Source organism: Streptomyces cylindrosporus (genome assembly GCF_022698165.1).
In the GTDB taxonomy this organism is placed as follows: Bacteria; Actinomycetota; Actinomycetes; order Streptomycetales; family Streptomycetaceae; genus Streptomyces; species Streptomyces cylindrosporus.
In genome coordinates, this window is record NZ_JALDAY010000001.1 from 233,695 (window position 1) to 249,105 (window position 15,411).

The 15,411-nt window shown below is 68.4% G+C and carries 11 protein-coding genes; 8 read left to right on the top strand and 3 right to left on the bottom strand.

Annotated elements, in window-relative coordinates; genetic code table 11:
• Positions 1-3: 3 nt before the first annotated feature.
• The 8 genes from rpmA to MQP27_RS01015 all read left to right on the top strand — a co-directional run bounded on the left by rpmA (position 4) and on the right by MQP27_RS01015 (position 11,770).
• Positions 4-258: a 50S ribosomal protein L27 gene (gene rpmA, locus MQP27_RS00980; RefSeq protein WP_242759227.1), complete on the top strand. Its 255-nt coding sequence runs from the start codon at positions 4-6 to the stop codon at positions 256-258.
• 118 nt (positions 259-376) lie between these two features.
• A complete protein-coding gene (obgE, locus tag MQP27_RS00985; protein ID WP_242759230.1) occupies positions 377-1,831 on the top strand; it encodes a GTPase ObgE in 1,455 nt (484 codons plus the stop codon).
• Between the two features lie 131 nt (positions 1,832-1,962).
• A complete protein-coding gene (locus MQP27_RS00990) occupies positions 1,963-3,450 on the top strand; it encodes an FG-GAP-like repeat-containing protein (RefSeq protein ID WP_242759235.1) in 1,488 nt (495 codons plus the stop codon).
• Positions 3,451-3,607: 157 nt separating this feature from the next.
• Complete coding sequence (locus MQP27_RS00995; protein WP_242759237.1) at positions 3,608-5,158, top strand: alkaline phosphatase D family protein; 1,551 nt, start codon at positions 3,608-3,610, stop codon at positions 5,156-5,158.
• Between the two features lie 104 nt (positions 5,159-5,262).
• Complete coding sequence (locus MQP27_RS01000) at positions 5,263-6,453, top strand: hypothetical protein (protein WP_242759239.1); 1,191 nt, start codon at positions 5,263-5,265, stop codon at positions 6,451-6,453.
• Between the two features lie 193 nt (positions 6,454-6,646).
• Complete coding sequence (locus MQP27_RS01005; protein ID WP_242759247.1) at positions 6,647-8,143, top strand: bifunctional cytidylyltransferase/SDR family oxidoreductase; 1,497 nt, start codon at positions 6,647-6,649, stop codon at positions 8,141-8,143.
• A 166-nt stretch (positions 8,144-8,309) separates the two neighbouring features.
• Positions 8,310-10,397 carry a CDP-glycerol glycerophosphotransferase family protein gene (locus MQP27_RS01010; RefSeq protein WP_242759251.1) on the top strand — a complete coding sequence of 696 codons (2,088 nt, stop codon included), beginning with the start codon at positions 8,310-8,312 and terminating at the stop codon, positions 10,395-10,397.
• A 167-nt stretch (positions 10,398-10,564) separates the two neighbouring features.
• Complete coding sequence (locus tag MQP27_RS01015; protein WP_242759254.1) at positions 10,565-11,770, top strand: glycosyltransferase family 2 protein; 1,206 nt, start codon at positions 10,565-10,567, stop codon at positions 11,768-11,770.
• 91 nt (positions 11,771-11,861) lie between these two features.
• Here the strand turns inward: MQP27_RS01015 and MQP27_RS01020 are convergent, their stop codons facing one another.
• The 3 genes from MQP27_RS01020 to MQP27_RS01030 form a co-directional block, all read right to left on the bottom strand.
• Positions 11,862-12,209, bottom strand: a complete 348-nt coding sequence (locus tag MQP27_RS01020; RefSeq protein ID WP_242759257.1) for a hypothetical protein — start codon at positions 12,207-12,209, stop codon at positions 11,862-11,864.
• A 284-nt stretch (positions 12,210-12,493) separates the two neighbouring features.
• Positions 12,494-13,627, bottom strand: a complete 1,134-nt coding sequence (locus MQP27_RS01025; protein ID WP_372511118.1) for an RNA-guided endonuclease InsQ/TnpB family protein — start codon at positions 13,625-13,627, stop codon at positions 12,494-12,496.
• A gap of 586 nt (positions 13,628-14,213) precedes the next feature.
• Positions 14,214-15,038: an AfsR/SARP family transcriptional regulator gene (locus tag MQP27_RS01030; protein WP_308289900.1), complete on the bottom strand. Its 825-nt coding sequence runs from the start codon at positions 15,036-15,038 to the stop codon at positions 14,214-14,216.
• Positions 15,039-15,411 lie beyond the last annotated feature (373 nt).

The window sequence follows — 15,411 nt, forward strand, 5'->3', positions numbered from 1 at the left end:
GAGATGGCACACAAGAAGGGCGCATCGTCCACTCGGAACGGTCGCGACTCGAACGCCCAGCGGCTCGGCGTGAAGCGCTTCGGCGGTCAGGTCGTCAACGCGGGTGAGATCATCGTCCGCCAGCGCGGCACCCACTTCCACCCCGGCGCCGGCGTCGGCCGTGGCGGCGACGACACGCTGTTCGCGCTGCAGGCCGGTGCGGTGGAGTTCGGTACCCACCGTGGCCGCAAGGTCGTGAACATCGTTCCGGTCGCCTGAATCAGGCCCTGATCGGAAGCTTCGCGCGAGGCGGACCTCACTTCCCTGGTGGGAAGGCGGGTCCGCCTTTCGCGTGTTGACATAGGTAACACCCGTACTTTTCTGGAGGCACAGAACCATGACCACCTTCGTGGACCGCGTCGAGTTGCACGTCGCCGCGGGTAACGGGGGCCACGGCTGTGCCTCCGTACACCGGGAGAAGTTCAAGCCGCTCGGTGGACCCGACGGCGGCAACGGCGGGCGCGGCGGTGACGTCATCCTCACCGTCGACCAGTCGGTCACCACGCTCCTCGACTACCACCACTCCCCGCACCGCAAGGCCACCAACGGCAAGCCCGGCGAGGGCGGCAACCGCTCGGGCAAGGACGGGCAGGACCTGGTGCTGCCCGTGCCGGACGGGACCGTCGTCCTCGACAAGGCCGGCAATGTCCTCGCCGACCTGGTCGGGCACGGCACCTCCTACGTCGCCGCCCAGGGCGGCCGCGGCGGCCTCGGCAACGCGGCCCTCGCCAGCGCCCGCCGCAAGGCGCCCGGCTTCGCGCTGCTCGGCGAGCCGGGGGATCTGCAGGACGTCGTACTGGAGCTGAAGACCGTCGCCGATGTGGCGCTGGTGGGCTACCCGAGCGCGGGCAAGTCCTCGCTGATCTCGGTGCTGAGCGCCGCCAAGCCGAAGATCGCCGACTATCCGTTCACGACGCTCGTGCCCAACCTCGGTGTGGTGACGGCCGGTTCGACCGTCTACACCATCGCCGACGTGCCGGGACTGATCCCGGGCGCCAGCCAGGGCAAGGGGCTGGGCCTGGAGTTCCTGCGGCACGTGGAGCGGTGCAGTGTGCTCGTGCACGTGCTGGACACGGCCACCCTGGAGTCCGAGCGCGACCCCGTCTCCGACCTCGACGTCATCGAGGAGGAGCTGAAGCAGTACGGCGGCGGCCTGGACCGGCGGCCGCGGATCGTCGTCCTGAACAAGATCGACGTACCGGACGGCAAGGATCTCGCCGAGATGGTGCGGCCGGATCTGGAGGCCCGCGGCTACCGCGTCTTCGAGGTGTCGGCGGTCGCCCATCTCGGGCTGCGGGAGCTGTCGTTCGCGCTGGCCGAGATCGTCGCGAAGGCGCGGGCCGCGAAGCCGAAGGAAGAGGCCACGCGGATCGTGATCCGGCCGAAGGCCGTCGACGACGCCGGCTTCACCGTGAGCCGCGAGGAGTTCGGCGGCGAGCTGCTCTTCCGCGTGCGCGGCGAGAAGCCCGAACGCTGGGTGCGCCAGACCGACTTCAACAACGACGAGGCCGTGGGCTATCTCGCGGACCGGCTCAACCGCCTTGGTGTGGAAGAGGAGTTGATGAAGGCCGGCGCCCGCTCCGGCGACGGCGTCGCCATCGGTCCCGAGGAGAACGCGGTCGTCTTCGACTGGGAGCCGTCGATGACGGCCGGCGCGGAGATGCTGGGCCGCCGCGGCGAGGACCACCGCTTCGAGGCACCGCGCCCCGCGGCCCAGCGCCGCCGGGACCGCGACGCCGAGCGGGACGAGGCGATGCGGGAGTACGGCGACTTCGACCCGTTCGCCGAGTAGGCGGAATCCGGCCCGGCACCGAGCCGGGCCGGGTTAACTCCGGGAGAACTCGCGGCACACGCCAGGGCAACCCCTCCGACCCGAGGCGAGTCGTACTGGGCAATCGCCCCTCGGACTCCCGGAGTTGCCCCATGGACAGACGCAGACCCCGCACGGCCTGGCGTACCGGACTCGCCGTCGTCCTGGCGGTCACCGGGGCCGGCGTGCTCCCCGCCGCCGCGCACGCCGCCGGGAGCGGGGCCGCCGCCACCCGGCTCCAGGACGACTTCAACGGTGACGGCTACTCCGACCTCGCCGTCGCCGCGCCCTCGGCGACCGTCGGCGGGAAGAAGACCGCCGGGTACGTCGCCGTCGTCTACGGCTCGGCGAGCGGCCTGAAGACCTCGACCAAGCAGGTGTTCAGCCAGAACAGCGCCGGGGTACCGGGGACCGCCGAGACCGGCGACCGCTTCGGCTCCGCGGTGACCAGCGCCGACCTGGACGACGACGGGTACGCCGACCTGATCGTCGGGGCCGGTGGGGAGGACACGACGGTCGGCGCCGACGCCGGGCTCGTCGAGGTGATCTGGGGCGGCGCCAGGGGGCTGTCCGGCGGCGCCTCGCTCGCGGGCGGGAAATCGTCGTACGACCGACTCGGCGACCAGGGGCATCTCGCGGCGGGTGATGTCGACGGCGACGGGGCGCCGGACGTGATCACCGTGCAGAACGCCCACGACCTGCGGATCCTCAGCGGCACCTTCGCCCGGGACGGCTCCACCGCGCACGGCGGACAGGTCGTCGTCGACAGGTTCGACAGCCGGGTGCTGGACCTCGCCACCGGGGACCTCAACGGCGACGGCGTCACCGACATCGCCGCGGTCGAGAACGACGGCGACGAGTTCGACGCCCGCCGGGTCGTGTACTGGACGGGCAGTACGACGGGCGTCAGCCCCTTCGCGCTGGTCCAGGACATCGACGGCGCCGCACTGCAGGGCGGCGAGAACCTCGACCTCGGGGACGTCAACAAGGACGGCTACGACGACATCGTGGTGGGCCGGGCCGTCGACGGCTACGACAGCGACCTCGACAACCCGTACGTCAAGGGCGGCCGGATCACCTGGATCCCCGGCACCGCCGAGGGGCCCGACGGGGTGAAGGCGAAGTTCGTCTACCAGGACACCCCGCTGGTGCCGGGCACCGCCGAGAAGGGCGACCGCTTCGGGACCGACGTCCAGGTCGCCGACGTCGACGGGGACGGGTACGCCGACATCGCGGCCGGCATCCCCGGCGAGGACCTCGGCTCGGTCGCCGACGCGGGCAGCGTCGTCGTCCTGCGCGGCACGAACACCGGCCCGACGAGCAGCGGCTCCATGGTCTTCAGCCAGAACACCGCGGGCGTCCCCGGCACCGGCGAGAAGGGCGACGCGTTCGGGTCGGCCACCCGTCTGGTGGACGTCGACCACGACGGCCGTGCCGAACTCGCCGTCGGCGCGCCCGGGGAGAACGGCGGCCAGGGCGGGGTGTGGGTGTTCCGGGCCACCGAGCACGCCATCACGGCGACCGGCTCCTTCACCTTCGGCGCGGGCACCCTCGGCACGGTGGCCGCGGGCGCGAGGCTGGGCTCGGGCTTCGGCCACTGAGCAGCCGTCAGACACGTTTCCCTCGACGCGTTTCAACGGGTCTTCTGTTGTCTGCCTATTTGTCATGCACGCGAAGGCTTGGGTTCAGCGGGTGGACTGCCCGACTGCGTGAGCCTTGCACGTGTCCAAGAGGCCAGCGAGGCAAGGGAGTTCGCGCATGACCGGTGCCATCCAGCCCGACCGTCGCCGATTTCTTACCGCAGGCGCCGCCGTCCTCGGCGCCGCCGCCTCAGCCCAGCTGTGGCTTCCCGGAACCGCCCGAGCGGCTGAGAACACCCTGCCGGACGGGGTGTTCAGCCTCGGCGTCGCCTCCGGCGACCCCCTCCCCGACGGCATCGTCCTGTGGACCCGGCTCGCCCCCGACCCGCTGAACGGCGGCGGCATGCCCGACACCGTCGTCCCCGTGGAGTGGGAGATCGCCCAGGACGCGCGGTTCAGAAAGCCGGTGCGCCGGGGCGTCGCCCAGGCCCGGCCCGAGTACGGGCACAGCGTTCACGTCGATGTACGGGGCCTGCACCCCGACCGCTCGTACTGGTACCGCTTCCGCACGAGCGGCCAGATCTCGCCGACCGGCCGCACCCGCACCGCCCCCCACCCGCACAGCAAGGGCGGCTCCCTGCGCATCGCGCTGGCCTCCTGCCAGAACTGGCAGCACGGCTACTTCACCCCGTACGCCGACATGCTCCAGCAGGACCCCGATTTCGTCCTCTTCGTCGGCGACTACATCTACGAGTCGACGCCGGCCTCGACGGGCCCGCGCCGGCACGAGGGGACGGGGGAGCCGTACACCCTGGTGCAGTACCGCAACCGGTATGCCCAGTACCGCACCGACCCCGACCTCGCCGCCATGCACGCGAACGCCCCCTGGGTGGTCACCTTCGACGACCACGAGGTGGACAACGACTTCGCCGGCGAGATCCCGCAGGACCCCGCCAAGCAGTCGCACGACGCCTTCGTGGCCCGGCTGACCGCGGCCTACCAGGCGTACTACGAGCACATGCCGGTGCGCGCGAGCGCCGTTCCGAGCGGCCCGCACATCCAGATGTACCGCCGCCTGGAGTTCGGCCGGCTGGCCCGGCTCAACGTCCTCGACACCCGCCAGTTCCGCAGCGACCAGGCCACCAGCCAGGCCGGCGCCCAGGACCCGGCGCAGACCATGCTCGGCGCCGAGCAGAAGGCGTGGCTGCTGGACGGGATGCAGGACTCGCCGGCCCGCTGGAACCTCGTCGCCTCGCAGATCATGATGGCCGAGACCGATCTGCAGCTCGGCGAGGGCAAGCTCTGGTACTACGACGCCTGGGACGGCTACCAGGTCGAACGCAACGCCCTCCTCGGGGAGTTCGCCGACGTCCGCAACCCGGTCGTGCTCAGCGGCGACCGGCACCTGACGATGATCAGCGACCTGAAGACGGACTACGCCGACCCGGACTCCGACGTCGTCGGCGCCGAGTTCGTGGGGACCTCCATCTCCAGCAACGGCGACCAGGACCAGGCCGCCTTCCACGCCCAGTGGGACCCGCTGAAGGCGGACAACCCGCACTGGAAGGTCATCGACGCCCACCGCGGATACCACCTCTTCGACATCCGGCGCGACGGCATCGACGCGCAGGTCAGGGTGGTGGACACGGTGGTGCAGCCGAAGGCGACGCCGAGCACCTACGCCCGGCTGCGGGTGGAGGACGGCCGCCCGGGCGTCGAACTCGCGTGACACCCGTGGCCGTGTGAAGTCTGTGTGACGGGAGCCTGGGACTCATCTGTGTCCCAGGCCTCTCTCAGGTAAGTCTCAGGTACTACTCTTACCGTCCCTTAACCATGGAGACGGACTGTACGAGAGACGAAGCCCGGATGAACGGACTTGCTTCGCTGCCCGCCGGCACCCGGCTGCTGCACATCGGCCCGCACAAGACCGGGACGACCTCGATCCAGGGCGCGCTCTTCGCCGCCAAGGACCAACTGCCCGCGCACGGCGTGGAGTTCCCGGCGCACACCCGGCACCCGATGGAGGCCGCGCTGGCCGCCTGCGCCCGGCCGGCGATGATGGGCGACACCGTGCCCACCGACCAGCACTGGACGAAGCTGCTGCGCCAGGTCGAGGCCACCGGCAAGAAGACGTCGGTCGTCAGCAGCGAGTTCTTCGCCGACGCCGACGACGAGGCGACCATCGCCCGGATCGTCGAGCAGCTCGGCGGGGAGCGCGTCCACGTCCTGGTCACCCTGCGCCCGCTGGCCAAGATCATGCCCTCGCAGTGGCAGCAGTACGTGCAGAACGGGCTGCGGATGGGATACGAGGACTGGCTCACCCACATGCTCAAAAAGGCGCCGTACGAGCAGCCGAACCCGAGCTTCTGGCGCCGGCACCGGCACGACCGGCTGATCGAGCGGTGGGCCCGGGTGGTCGGCCCCGAGCGGGTCACCGTGGTCGTCGTGGACGACAGTGACAAGGGCGGGCTGATGCGCACCTTCGAGGCGCTGCTCGGTCTTCCGGCCAATCTTCTGCAGCCGGTTCCGGACACCGCGAATCGCTCTCTCACCCTCGCCGAGACCGAAATGCTGCGGAATCTTAACAAGGAATTCCGCGGCAATGAGCTGCCCGACGAGCTGTATTCGAAACTTGTGCGCAATGGCGCCGTGATGCATATGAAGAATACGTGCAGCCCCTCGCCCGAGGACGTGAAGATCAGCACCCCGGCCTGGGCCCTGGAGGCCGCCGCCGGTGTCGGCGCCGAGATGGTGGAGCGCATCGGCGAGCTCGGGGTACGCGTTCTGGGTGACCCCGCGCTGCTCACCGTCGTACCGAAGCCGCCCGTGTGGGAAGCCCCCGCCGAGCCGCGGATCGCCCCCGAGGTGGCCGCCCACGCCCTGTACGGCGCCCTCGCCGCGGCCGCCGCCGTGCCCGTGCGGCACACCTCGGCGGCCAAGGCGCGCACGGTTCACCAGACTTCTTCCAAGGAACTTGTGAAGGTGCTGTGTCATCGCTGTCTGAAGAAGCTGCGGCGGCACTGAAAAGCTGTGCGGTTACTCACAGCAACCGGAGTTCGGTTTTCCCGTGGTCCCCGTGGGGCTCGCGGTGTCACCAGCAGTGCAAGGTGAATACCAGGTAGCGCGTACATATGCAGCGAACGGCGCTCACCTTGCACAGCGGTAACCGCAAGTGGGACCATTTCCCCGTTCCCTGACGCCCCAAGGTAGGTCCTCTGTGTCCCAGCACATAGCCAAGCCCCGTACCACCGCAGTGATCCTGGCCGGTGGTACCGGCCAGCGTGTGGGTCTTTCGATCCCCAAGCAGCTGCTGAAGATCGCAGGCAAGGCAGTCATCGAGCACACCCTGACGACCTTCGAGCAGGCCGACTCGATCGACGACATCATCGTGCTGATGGCGCCGGGCTACGTGTCCGACGTCGAGAAGATCGTCGCCAAGGCCGGGTTCAAGAAGGTCAAGAAGATCATCGAGGGCGGCTCCACGCGGAACGAGACCACCGAGCGCGCCATCGAGGCCCTCGGCGAGGGCCTGGCCGACGGCGAGGACCTCAACGTCCTCTTCCACGACGCCGTGCGCCCCCTGCTGTCGCAGCGCGTGATCGACGACTGCGTGGCCGCCCTGGAGCGCTACCAGGCGGTCGACGTCGCCATCCCGTCCGCGGACACCATCATCGTCACGCGCACGCACGGCGAGGACGGCGAGTTCATCACCGAGATCCCGGACCGCTCCCGGCTGCGCCGCGGCCAGACCCCGCAGGCCTTCAAGCTGTCGACCATCAGGCGCGCCTACGAGGTCGCCGACGGCGACCCGAACTTCCAGGCCACCGACGACTGCTCCGTCGTGCTCAAGTACCTGCCGGACGTGCCGATCCACGTCGTCGCGGGCGACGAGTACAACATGAAGGTCACCCAGCCGGTCGACGTCTTCATCGCCGACAAGCTGTTCCAGCTCGCCTCCATGGTCGCGCCGGAGCAGGTCGACGAGGCCGCCTACCGCGAGCTGCTCACCGGCAAGACGATGGTGATCTTCGGCGGCTCGTACGGCATCGGCAAGGACATCGCCGAGCTCGCCGAGTCCTACGGCTCCAAGGTGTACGCGCTCGGCCGCTCCACCACCGGCACCCACGTGGAGAACCCGGAGGAGGTCGACGACGCGCTGTCCAAGGCGTACGCGGAGACCGGCCGGATCGACTACGTCGTCAACACCGCGGGCGTCCTGCGCATCGGCAAGCTGGCCGAGACCGACAACGCGACCATCGAGGAAGCGCTGAAGGTCAACTACCTGGCCCCCGTGCAGATCGCACGTTCGAGTTACAAGTACCTCGCCGAGACCAAGGGCCAGCTGCTGCTCTACACCTCCAGCAGCTACACCCGCGGCCGCGCCGAGTACAGCCTCTACTCCTCCACCAAGGCCGCCATGGTGAACCTCACCCAGGCCCTGTCCGACGAGTGGGCCGGCGACGGCATCCGCGTCAACTGCATCAACCCCGAGCGCACGGCGACACCCATGCGTACCAAGGCCTTCGGCCAGGAGCCCGCGGGCTCGCTGCTCTCCTCCGAGGCGGTCGCCCGCACCTCGCTGGACGTGCTGCTGTCCGAGCTGACCGGGCACGTCATCGACGTCCGCCAGCAGGACCCGACGGCGGGCGCGGCGCAGGCCTCCGGCTTCGAGGCGGCCCTGGCCTCGGTGCTCGACCGACAGGACGGCGTGTAATAATCGACGGAAATTAGCCTTCCGTTATTCAGGCCTCTGCTTTCCGGTGTTAACGCAGTGCATTAGGCAGTGCATCGACCCGGGGCTTCGCAGGGGCCTGTATAAGTAAGAGCCTGTATACGTAAACAGAACAAAACCGGCACTCCCCTCCCAGAGCAGGTTCTCCGTGATATCCACCGCTATTCGCGTCGCCCGGGTGGGCAGCGCGGCCGAGCTGGCCGCGGCGGCGCTCATGATGCTGGGCTACCCGGCGTTGCTGCTGGCCGCGATCATCCCGAGCGCGCCCGCCTTCGCCGCAGCGGCAGCCGTGACGTACCTGGCCGACCACTATCTGCACCGCAAGGGCAGCTACCTGATCAACCTGCTCAACAAGGTCAGAGCCGGCCTGTCCATCCGGTTCCTGATCCGAGAGCTGCTGCTCGTCCTGCTGCTGGCCAGGCTCGGCCTGTCGCAGGAGCCGGTCTTCTACGCGGCGATCGCCTGCTTCATCGTCTTCTTCGGCCTCCAGGCCCCGCACGGAGCGCTGGTCACCCTGATCGGCAAGCGCCGACAGATGCCGGTCGTGACCCGCAACGTCGACCTGGCCTCCCGGCTGACCATCCCGGACGCCCCGCCGCGCGCCCTGATGACCAAGGCCGGGCAGAAGATGCTCCACCTGGACCTCGCGGCCGTCGTCGGCCTGCTCGTCTGCGCCATCGGCGACGACCTCGACCTCGCCGGTTACATCGGCGTCGGCGTGACCCTCTTCCTCGGTGCGCTGTACGTCCTGCTCCTGATGCCGCACCTGCGTGCCGACCGGCTGCCGCCCAAGCCGGAGAAGGTGCTGGACACGATCAGCGCCTGGCTGCGCGAGTACCGCCCGGAGACGGTGCTGTACTTCTCCGGCTCCAAGGACTCCGCGTACCAGGTCAACATGTGGCTGGAGACCATGGAGCAGCTCGACTCCAGGCCGCTGGTCATCCTGCGCGAGCGGGTCATCCTGAACAACCTGGCGCCCACCACGGTCCCGGTCATCTGCGTGCCCGGCGGTGTGCACCTGATGAACATGGACCTGTCGACCGTACGGGTCGCGCTGTACGCGGCCAACGTCGGCAAGAACATCCACCTGCTGCGCGTCCCCACCATGAAGCACGTCTTCATCGGCCACGGCGACAGCGACAAGCTGGCCAGCGTCAACCCGTTCAGCAAGGTGTACGACGAGGTGTGGACCGCCGGCCGGGCGGGCCGCGACCGCTACGCCATCGCCGACGTCGGCGTCCGCGACGAAGACATCGTGGAGGTCGGCCGCCCGCAGCTCGCGCCGATCCGCGGCTGGGAGGGCGTGCCGGACGGACGTATCCCCACCGTGCTGTACGCGCCCACCTGGGAGGGCTGGGACGGCGATCCGGGCAACACCTCGACCGTGCTGGCCGGCGAGAACATCGTGAAGAAGCTGGTCAAGGCCGACCCGCCGGTCCGCGTCCTGTACAAGGCGCACCCGTTCACCGGCACCGTGAGCAAGGAGGCCGGCGCCGCGCACCGCCGTATCGTCGCGCTGGTCGAGAAGGCCGCCGCCGAGCGCGCCGCCGACGCCCGCTTCACCGCGGATGCCGCCGCCCAGGAGCAGGCCAAGGCCGAACTCGCCCGTATCGAGGCGCGGTTGGCGGAGCTGTCCGGCACCGGGAGGGACCGGGGCGACGAGGCCGAGGCCGCGCGGGACGGCCTGGTCGACATGAAGAAGCACGAGGAGGTCGCCCGGCTGCGCGCCGAGTGGAACGACGCCTACTGGCGTTCCTTCGGCAGCTTCGAGCACCGGGTCATCTCCGGCGCCGAGCCGCGGCTGTTCGACTGCTTCAACGTCTCGGACGCGATGGTCTCCGACATCTCCTCCGTGGTCTCCGACTTCCTGGCGAGCGGCAAGCCGTACGCCGTCACCGACTCCGCCGAGCTCGGGGTGGAGGAGTTCAAGCGGCAGAACACCGCCGTGCGCGCGGCGACGATCCTCTCCAACTCCGCCGCCGAACTGGGCGAGCTGCTGGCCGCGGTGCGCGATCCGGCCGCCGACCCGCTGGCGAAGGACCGCAAGGAGCTGAAGCAGTACCTGCTCGGCCCGGACGAGCCGACCTCCATCCAGCAGTTCAACACCGCGGTGGCGGACCTGGCGCTCAAGGCCGAGACGCGCAACCTCGGCCAGGAGTCGCGGACCGCCGCGGCCGGCACCCCGGGGGCCGACGAGCTCTCGGACGCGCTGTCGGCGCAGCCGCCCACCGCATGAGGCCGCCCACCGTGTGAAAACGGTGAGAAGGGCCCGGTTTCCGAGGAGTGATCCTCGAAAACCGGGCCCTTTTTACGTATCTACAGGCAACCCACAGCCCGGGTCGTCCGTCTACTAGGTAGCCAAAAAGACGATACGGGGGAAACATTCCGTGACTAGGGGGAAATGTGACCGTGGCGCAGCCTGACGTGACTGTCGTCATCGGGGCGTACGAAGCGATGCCGTACCTCGTCGAGTGCCTGGCCTCGGTCGAGGCGCAGACCCTCGGCCCCGGGCGCATCGAGGTCGTGGCGGTGGACGACGGGTCCACCGACGGGACGGGGGAGTGCCTGGAGGAGTTCGCCGCGCGCGTGGCCATGCCGGTCACGGTGGTCCGGCAGGACAACTCCGGCGGGCCCAGCGGCCCGCGCAACGTCGGGCTCGGCAAGGCCTCCGGACGCTACGTCTTCTTCCTGGACGCCGACGACCGGCTCGGCCCCGAGGCGCTGGAGCGGATGGTCGCGATGGCCGACCGCAACGGCACGGACGTGGTCCTCGGCCGCGTCGAGGGCGTCAACCGCAAGCCGCCGCGGTCGATGTGGGGCCGGACGCTGGAGCGCACGGACGTCTTCTCCTCCAACATCAAGTTCACGCTGAGCGCGCAGAAGCTGTTCCGCCGGGAGTTCCTGGAGCGGCACGGGATGCGGTTCGACGAGTCGCTGTGGACCGGCGAGGACGCGCTGTTCACGATGGAGGCGTATCTGCGGGCCGACGGGGTCTCGGTGCTCGCCGACTACACCTGCTACTACCTGGTGGGCCGCTCGGACGGCAAGCACGTGACGAAGAGCGGGAGTTACACCCTGCGCTTCGACTCGGCGCGTGCGCTGATGAATCTGATCGCCGAGTTCGTGCCGCCGGGGGAGCGGCGTGACTCGCTGATGCACCGGCCGTTCGTGGTGACGCTGCTGCCGCAGTTCGGGCCGAAGTTCCTCAAGGACAGCGAGGCTGTACGGCGGCACAAGTTCGAGCTGGCCAAGCCGCTGATCGAGGAGTACTGGACCGAGGGGGTGGCGCAGCGGCTCCGCGTCGACGAGCGGCTGCGGATGCATCTCGTCGCCGAGGAGAAGCCGGAACTGCTGGTGCCGGTCGTGGAGTTCGTGAAGGCGAAGAAGCAGGCGGCTGCGCTGCTGGAGAAGAAGGGGCGGGAGGTGTACCTGGTGTATCCGTACTTCCGGGACGCCTCCGCGGGGATACCTGACCGGGTGTACCTCGCTCCTGTGCGGGAGGCTCGGGCGTTTCCGGGGTATCGGGAGCATGCGCCGGCGTCTGTGCTGCGGCGGGCTGTGCGGAGGGCCCGGAGGGTTTTGAGGGCTCGGGCGGTTGTGGCCGCCTAAGGGGGTGGGGGGCGCGGTTTGTTGTGCGACTGGCGGCCCGTGGGGGCTTGTCGCGCAGTTCCCCGCGCCCCTAAAAAGCAGGGCGTTGTCCTCAGCGGCCTGACTGGAGTGCTCTGCGGATCGGGCGGGCTACCACCTTGCGGGCTCGGCGGTAGACGGATGTCGTCGGGGTCGCCGGGGGCGTCGGCTTGGTGGTGGTCTGCTTCAGTTCTCGCTTCAACCTCGCGTTGTCCAGGGACAGTTCGGCTATACGGGTCTGCATCCAGCCGAATCGCGACGTGAGCGAGGCCAGGTCCGCGTCGTTCCAGGGGCGGATGCCGGGCGGGAACGTCAGGGCGCTCATCCGGGCCTCGAAGGCCGCGCCGCCGTCGCCGTGGGTGAAGGTGTTCCGCAGGCCGTTGCGGTCCAGGAACCCCTCGAAGCGTTCGAAGCGCTCCACATGGCCGCCGGTCAGCGCGGTGAAGTCGGCCTCCTCGTAGAGGGTGGCCGGGTCCAGGTCCGCCGGCAGGGTGTCGATCCGGCGGTGCGGGATGTCGAATTGACTTGCTCCTCTGGGGAACCCCGAGGATTCTGGCCTTCCTCCCCGGTGGTGTGCCGCTTCGCGACACCATGTCCGGAGGGGATTCCTTGGCTTCCTGCTTCTTCACGCGGTGCCAGCACACCTGGCCTGGTCTTACCTGCGCTCCACGGGCTTGAGACCGCGACGACCTTTCGGTCGCCTGTTCATAGTCCAGCGGCCTTTTTCACGTTGCGTGCGGCGTTGACGTCCCGGTCGTGGACCGTGCCACATGCGGGACAGGTCCACTCGCGTACGTCGAGGGGTTTGGGTCCGTTGTGGTGGCCGCACATGGAGCACACTTGGCTGGTGGGCTCGTACCGGCCGATCTGGATCAGGGTGCGGCCGTACCGCTTGGCCTTGTATTTCAACATGTCGATGAACTGGGCCCAGCCAGTGTCGTGCACGGACTTGGCCATCTTGCTGCGCGCCAGCGCTCTCACCGGCAGGTCCTCGATGGCGATCGCTTGGTTCTCACGGATCACCTTCGTGGACAGCTGATGGCAGAACTCCCGACGTGCGTCGGCCACCTGCGCGTGCACGCGGGCGATCTTGACCCTGGCCTTCTCGCGGTTGTTGGATCCCTTCTGCTTGCGGGCCAGCTCGCGCTGGACCTTCTTCAGCTTCTTCTCCGCGCGCCGCAGAAACCGTGGTGAGTCGATCTTCGTGCCGTCGGATAGCACGGCGAAGTGGGCAAGGCCCAGGTCGATGCCGACGGACTGGTCCGTCTCGGACATGCGCTCCGTGTCGGCGTGCGGGTCAGTGTCGATGACGAAGGATGCGAAGAAGCGCCCGGCCGCGTCTTTGACGACGGTGACCGAAGAGGGCTCGGTGGGCAGGGTGCGCGACCATCGCACCTTCACCTCGCCGATCTTGGGCAGGTTCAGCTTGCCGCAGGCGGTGAGCGACCAGCGGGCATTGGCCGTGAAGCGGATCGCTTGCCGGCGATCCTTGCGGGACTTCATGCGCGGCTCGCCCACCCGCGCCCCTTGGCGCTCGCCCCTCAGCGACGCGAAGAAGTTGGTGTAGGCGCGTTCGCAGTCGCGCAGCGCCTGCTGCAGCACCACCGCCGACACCTGACCCAGCCAGGCCCGCTCGGCACGCCGCTTGGCCTCGGTGATCAACAGACGGGACAACAGGCCCAGCTTCGGGTACGGAAGGCCTTGGACGTGCGCCTCTCGGCGGGCGCGCACGGCGTCGTTGTAGACCACCCGGGCGCAGCCGAACGCCCGCCCCAGCGCGGCCTGTTGCCCGGCGGTGGGGTAGAGACGGAAGGCGTACCGCAGTTGCACACGGGGCACGCTACGCGCGTCCGGCCCGGCGCATCCTCGCTTGTCTCCTTTTGATCGCCAACGCCTCCTTACGGTCATGTATTGCAGGTTGAGTGATCCGACGGCACCCGTGAGTGATCAGCGACCGTCCCTTGTGGGGATGGCCCGCATCCCGGGCGGCCCTCGGTGGCTTACCCCGGCTCCGCCGTCCCGCTGACCAGGCCCTTAGCCCCCGGTCTTCCCGATGCGATTGCCTGCCCCGCGGGCCCGTCGCCGTGCCGCTCCACGCCACGAAGCCGGAGAGACGTGGGCGCGAACCTTGCCGCGACGGCGCACGGGAGGGCGAAGCGGGGACTCAGTTGGGGAGGGAAGTGGGACTGTAGCCCTCCGAGGCTGTCGCGAGATGCGGCGGGGTTCGACCACAAGACGGCACGGGTGTGTAAAGAGACCCTGGGTGACAGGGACGCCGAGCTGCCGACGGCCTGGCTGCGGTACTCGGCAGACCGGCTGTTGTCGCGGGCGCAGAGAGCCGAAACTGGTGCGGCAGTCGCAGACCACTCAGGGCACGGCCCGGTTGGATTGATGTGGAGGACGGTTGACCCCAGGATATGTCCCTCTAGGGACTGACTCCTGCGCACTCTTCTTGGGGAGCATTTTTGCTTTCACGGAGAACGTCAGAAATGTCGCTAAGAACCTCCTGATGGGTATTGTGCAGGATGCTCCCCGGCTCGATTCCGAGCTCTTTTACGAGATGGCGTCGTATATCACGGAAAACGGTCAACGCGTCACCGCGTCTGCCTGATCTGTGAAGTGCTGTCATGAGTAGACTCGCAGCGCGTTCACGGAGAGGATGTTCGATGACAAGAGAGGTCAGATCTCTGATCGCGTCGTGTACTCGACCAGCTTCAAGGACAGCCGTGGCGTGCTCCTCGAGTGCGGAGAGCCGTTCCTCCTCCATGTAGACACCGGCCGTTGATGTCAGCCACTGGCCCGCCACGCCCGAGAGCGGCGGGCCGTGCCACAAGTCGAGTGCCTTGCCCAGCAATTCGCCCGCTCGCACGGCATCGGACTTCTGGGCCATGTCGACCAGATGTCGAAAGCGATGAAGATCCACCTGCTCTTTGTCTGCACGCAGTGAATACCCTTGCAGGTGAGTGGATATCTCGTTTTCAGGGAAATCCTTCAAGATGCGCCTGAGTTTGGATACGTATCCTTGTACGGCGTTACGGGCAGAATTCGGTGGCTCCTCTCCCCATAGTGCACGCACTATGCTATCTATTGGGACGACTTGATTGGAATTCAGCAGCAGCGTCGACAGGACGCTGCGCTGTTGCGGGGTCGTGTGCCCCAGCGGCTGGCCCTCGTGCCAGATCCCCACAGGTCCAAGAAGTCGGAATTCTACCCGATTCACTCGAGCCCCCCTCAGATGTAGCTCGCCCACCCCAGCGATACCACCAATTTACCTTAACAATACCCTCTGTCCTGCCTCGATTTTCTCAAAGTCACCCTTTCGTGGCGATCTGTCGGGTTTTCCTGTGTGGAACCTGTCAGTGCGCAATCGGGCGGGTTGAATGTTCTGTTTCGGTGTCGGGCCGTCGGCTTCGACTGCTTTGCGGCGTTGGCGGAGTGGTGCCGGTCTGCTTCTCGAAGGTGGGTTTGCCGACCGCCGCCCAGGTGTTGCCAGGTGGCATCGCGATCGCCCGCTGTAGCTGTCGGCACGCCATGCCCGGTCGGGGAAGTAGCCGCCCCTGGACGCCGCTGGGGAACTCACGGTCTGTTTCAGCGCACTTTCAGCGCGTTTTCAGCGGCCAAGT

What these genes read in the sequence shown, in the direction of transcription:
- obgE (WP_242759230.1), top strand. Translation starts at nt 377, where the DNA reads ATGACCACCTTCGTGGACCGCGTCGAGTTGCACGTCGCCGCGGGTAAC.
- MQP27_RS00995 (WP_242759237.1), top strand. Translation starts at nt 3,608, where the DNA reads ATGACCGGTGCCATCCAGCCCGACCGTCGCCGATTTCTTACCGCAGGC.
- rpmA (WP_242759227.1), top strand. Translation starts at nt 4, where the DNA reads ATGGCACACAAGAAGGGCGCATCGTCCACTCGGAACGGTCGCGACTCG.
- MQP27_RS01000 (WP_242759239.1), top strand. Translation starts at nt 5,263, where the DNA reads ATGGAGACGGACTGTACGAGAGACGAAGCCCGGATGAACGGACTTGCT.
- MQP27_RS00990 (WP_242759235.1), top strand. Translation starts at nt 1,963, where the DNA reads ATGGACAGACGCAGACCCCGCACGGCCTGGCGTACCGGACTCGCCGTC.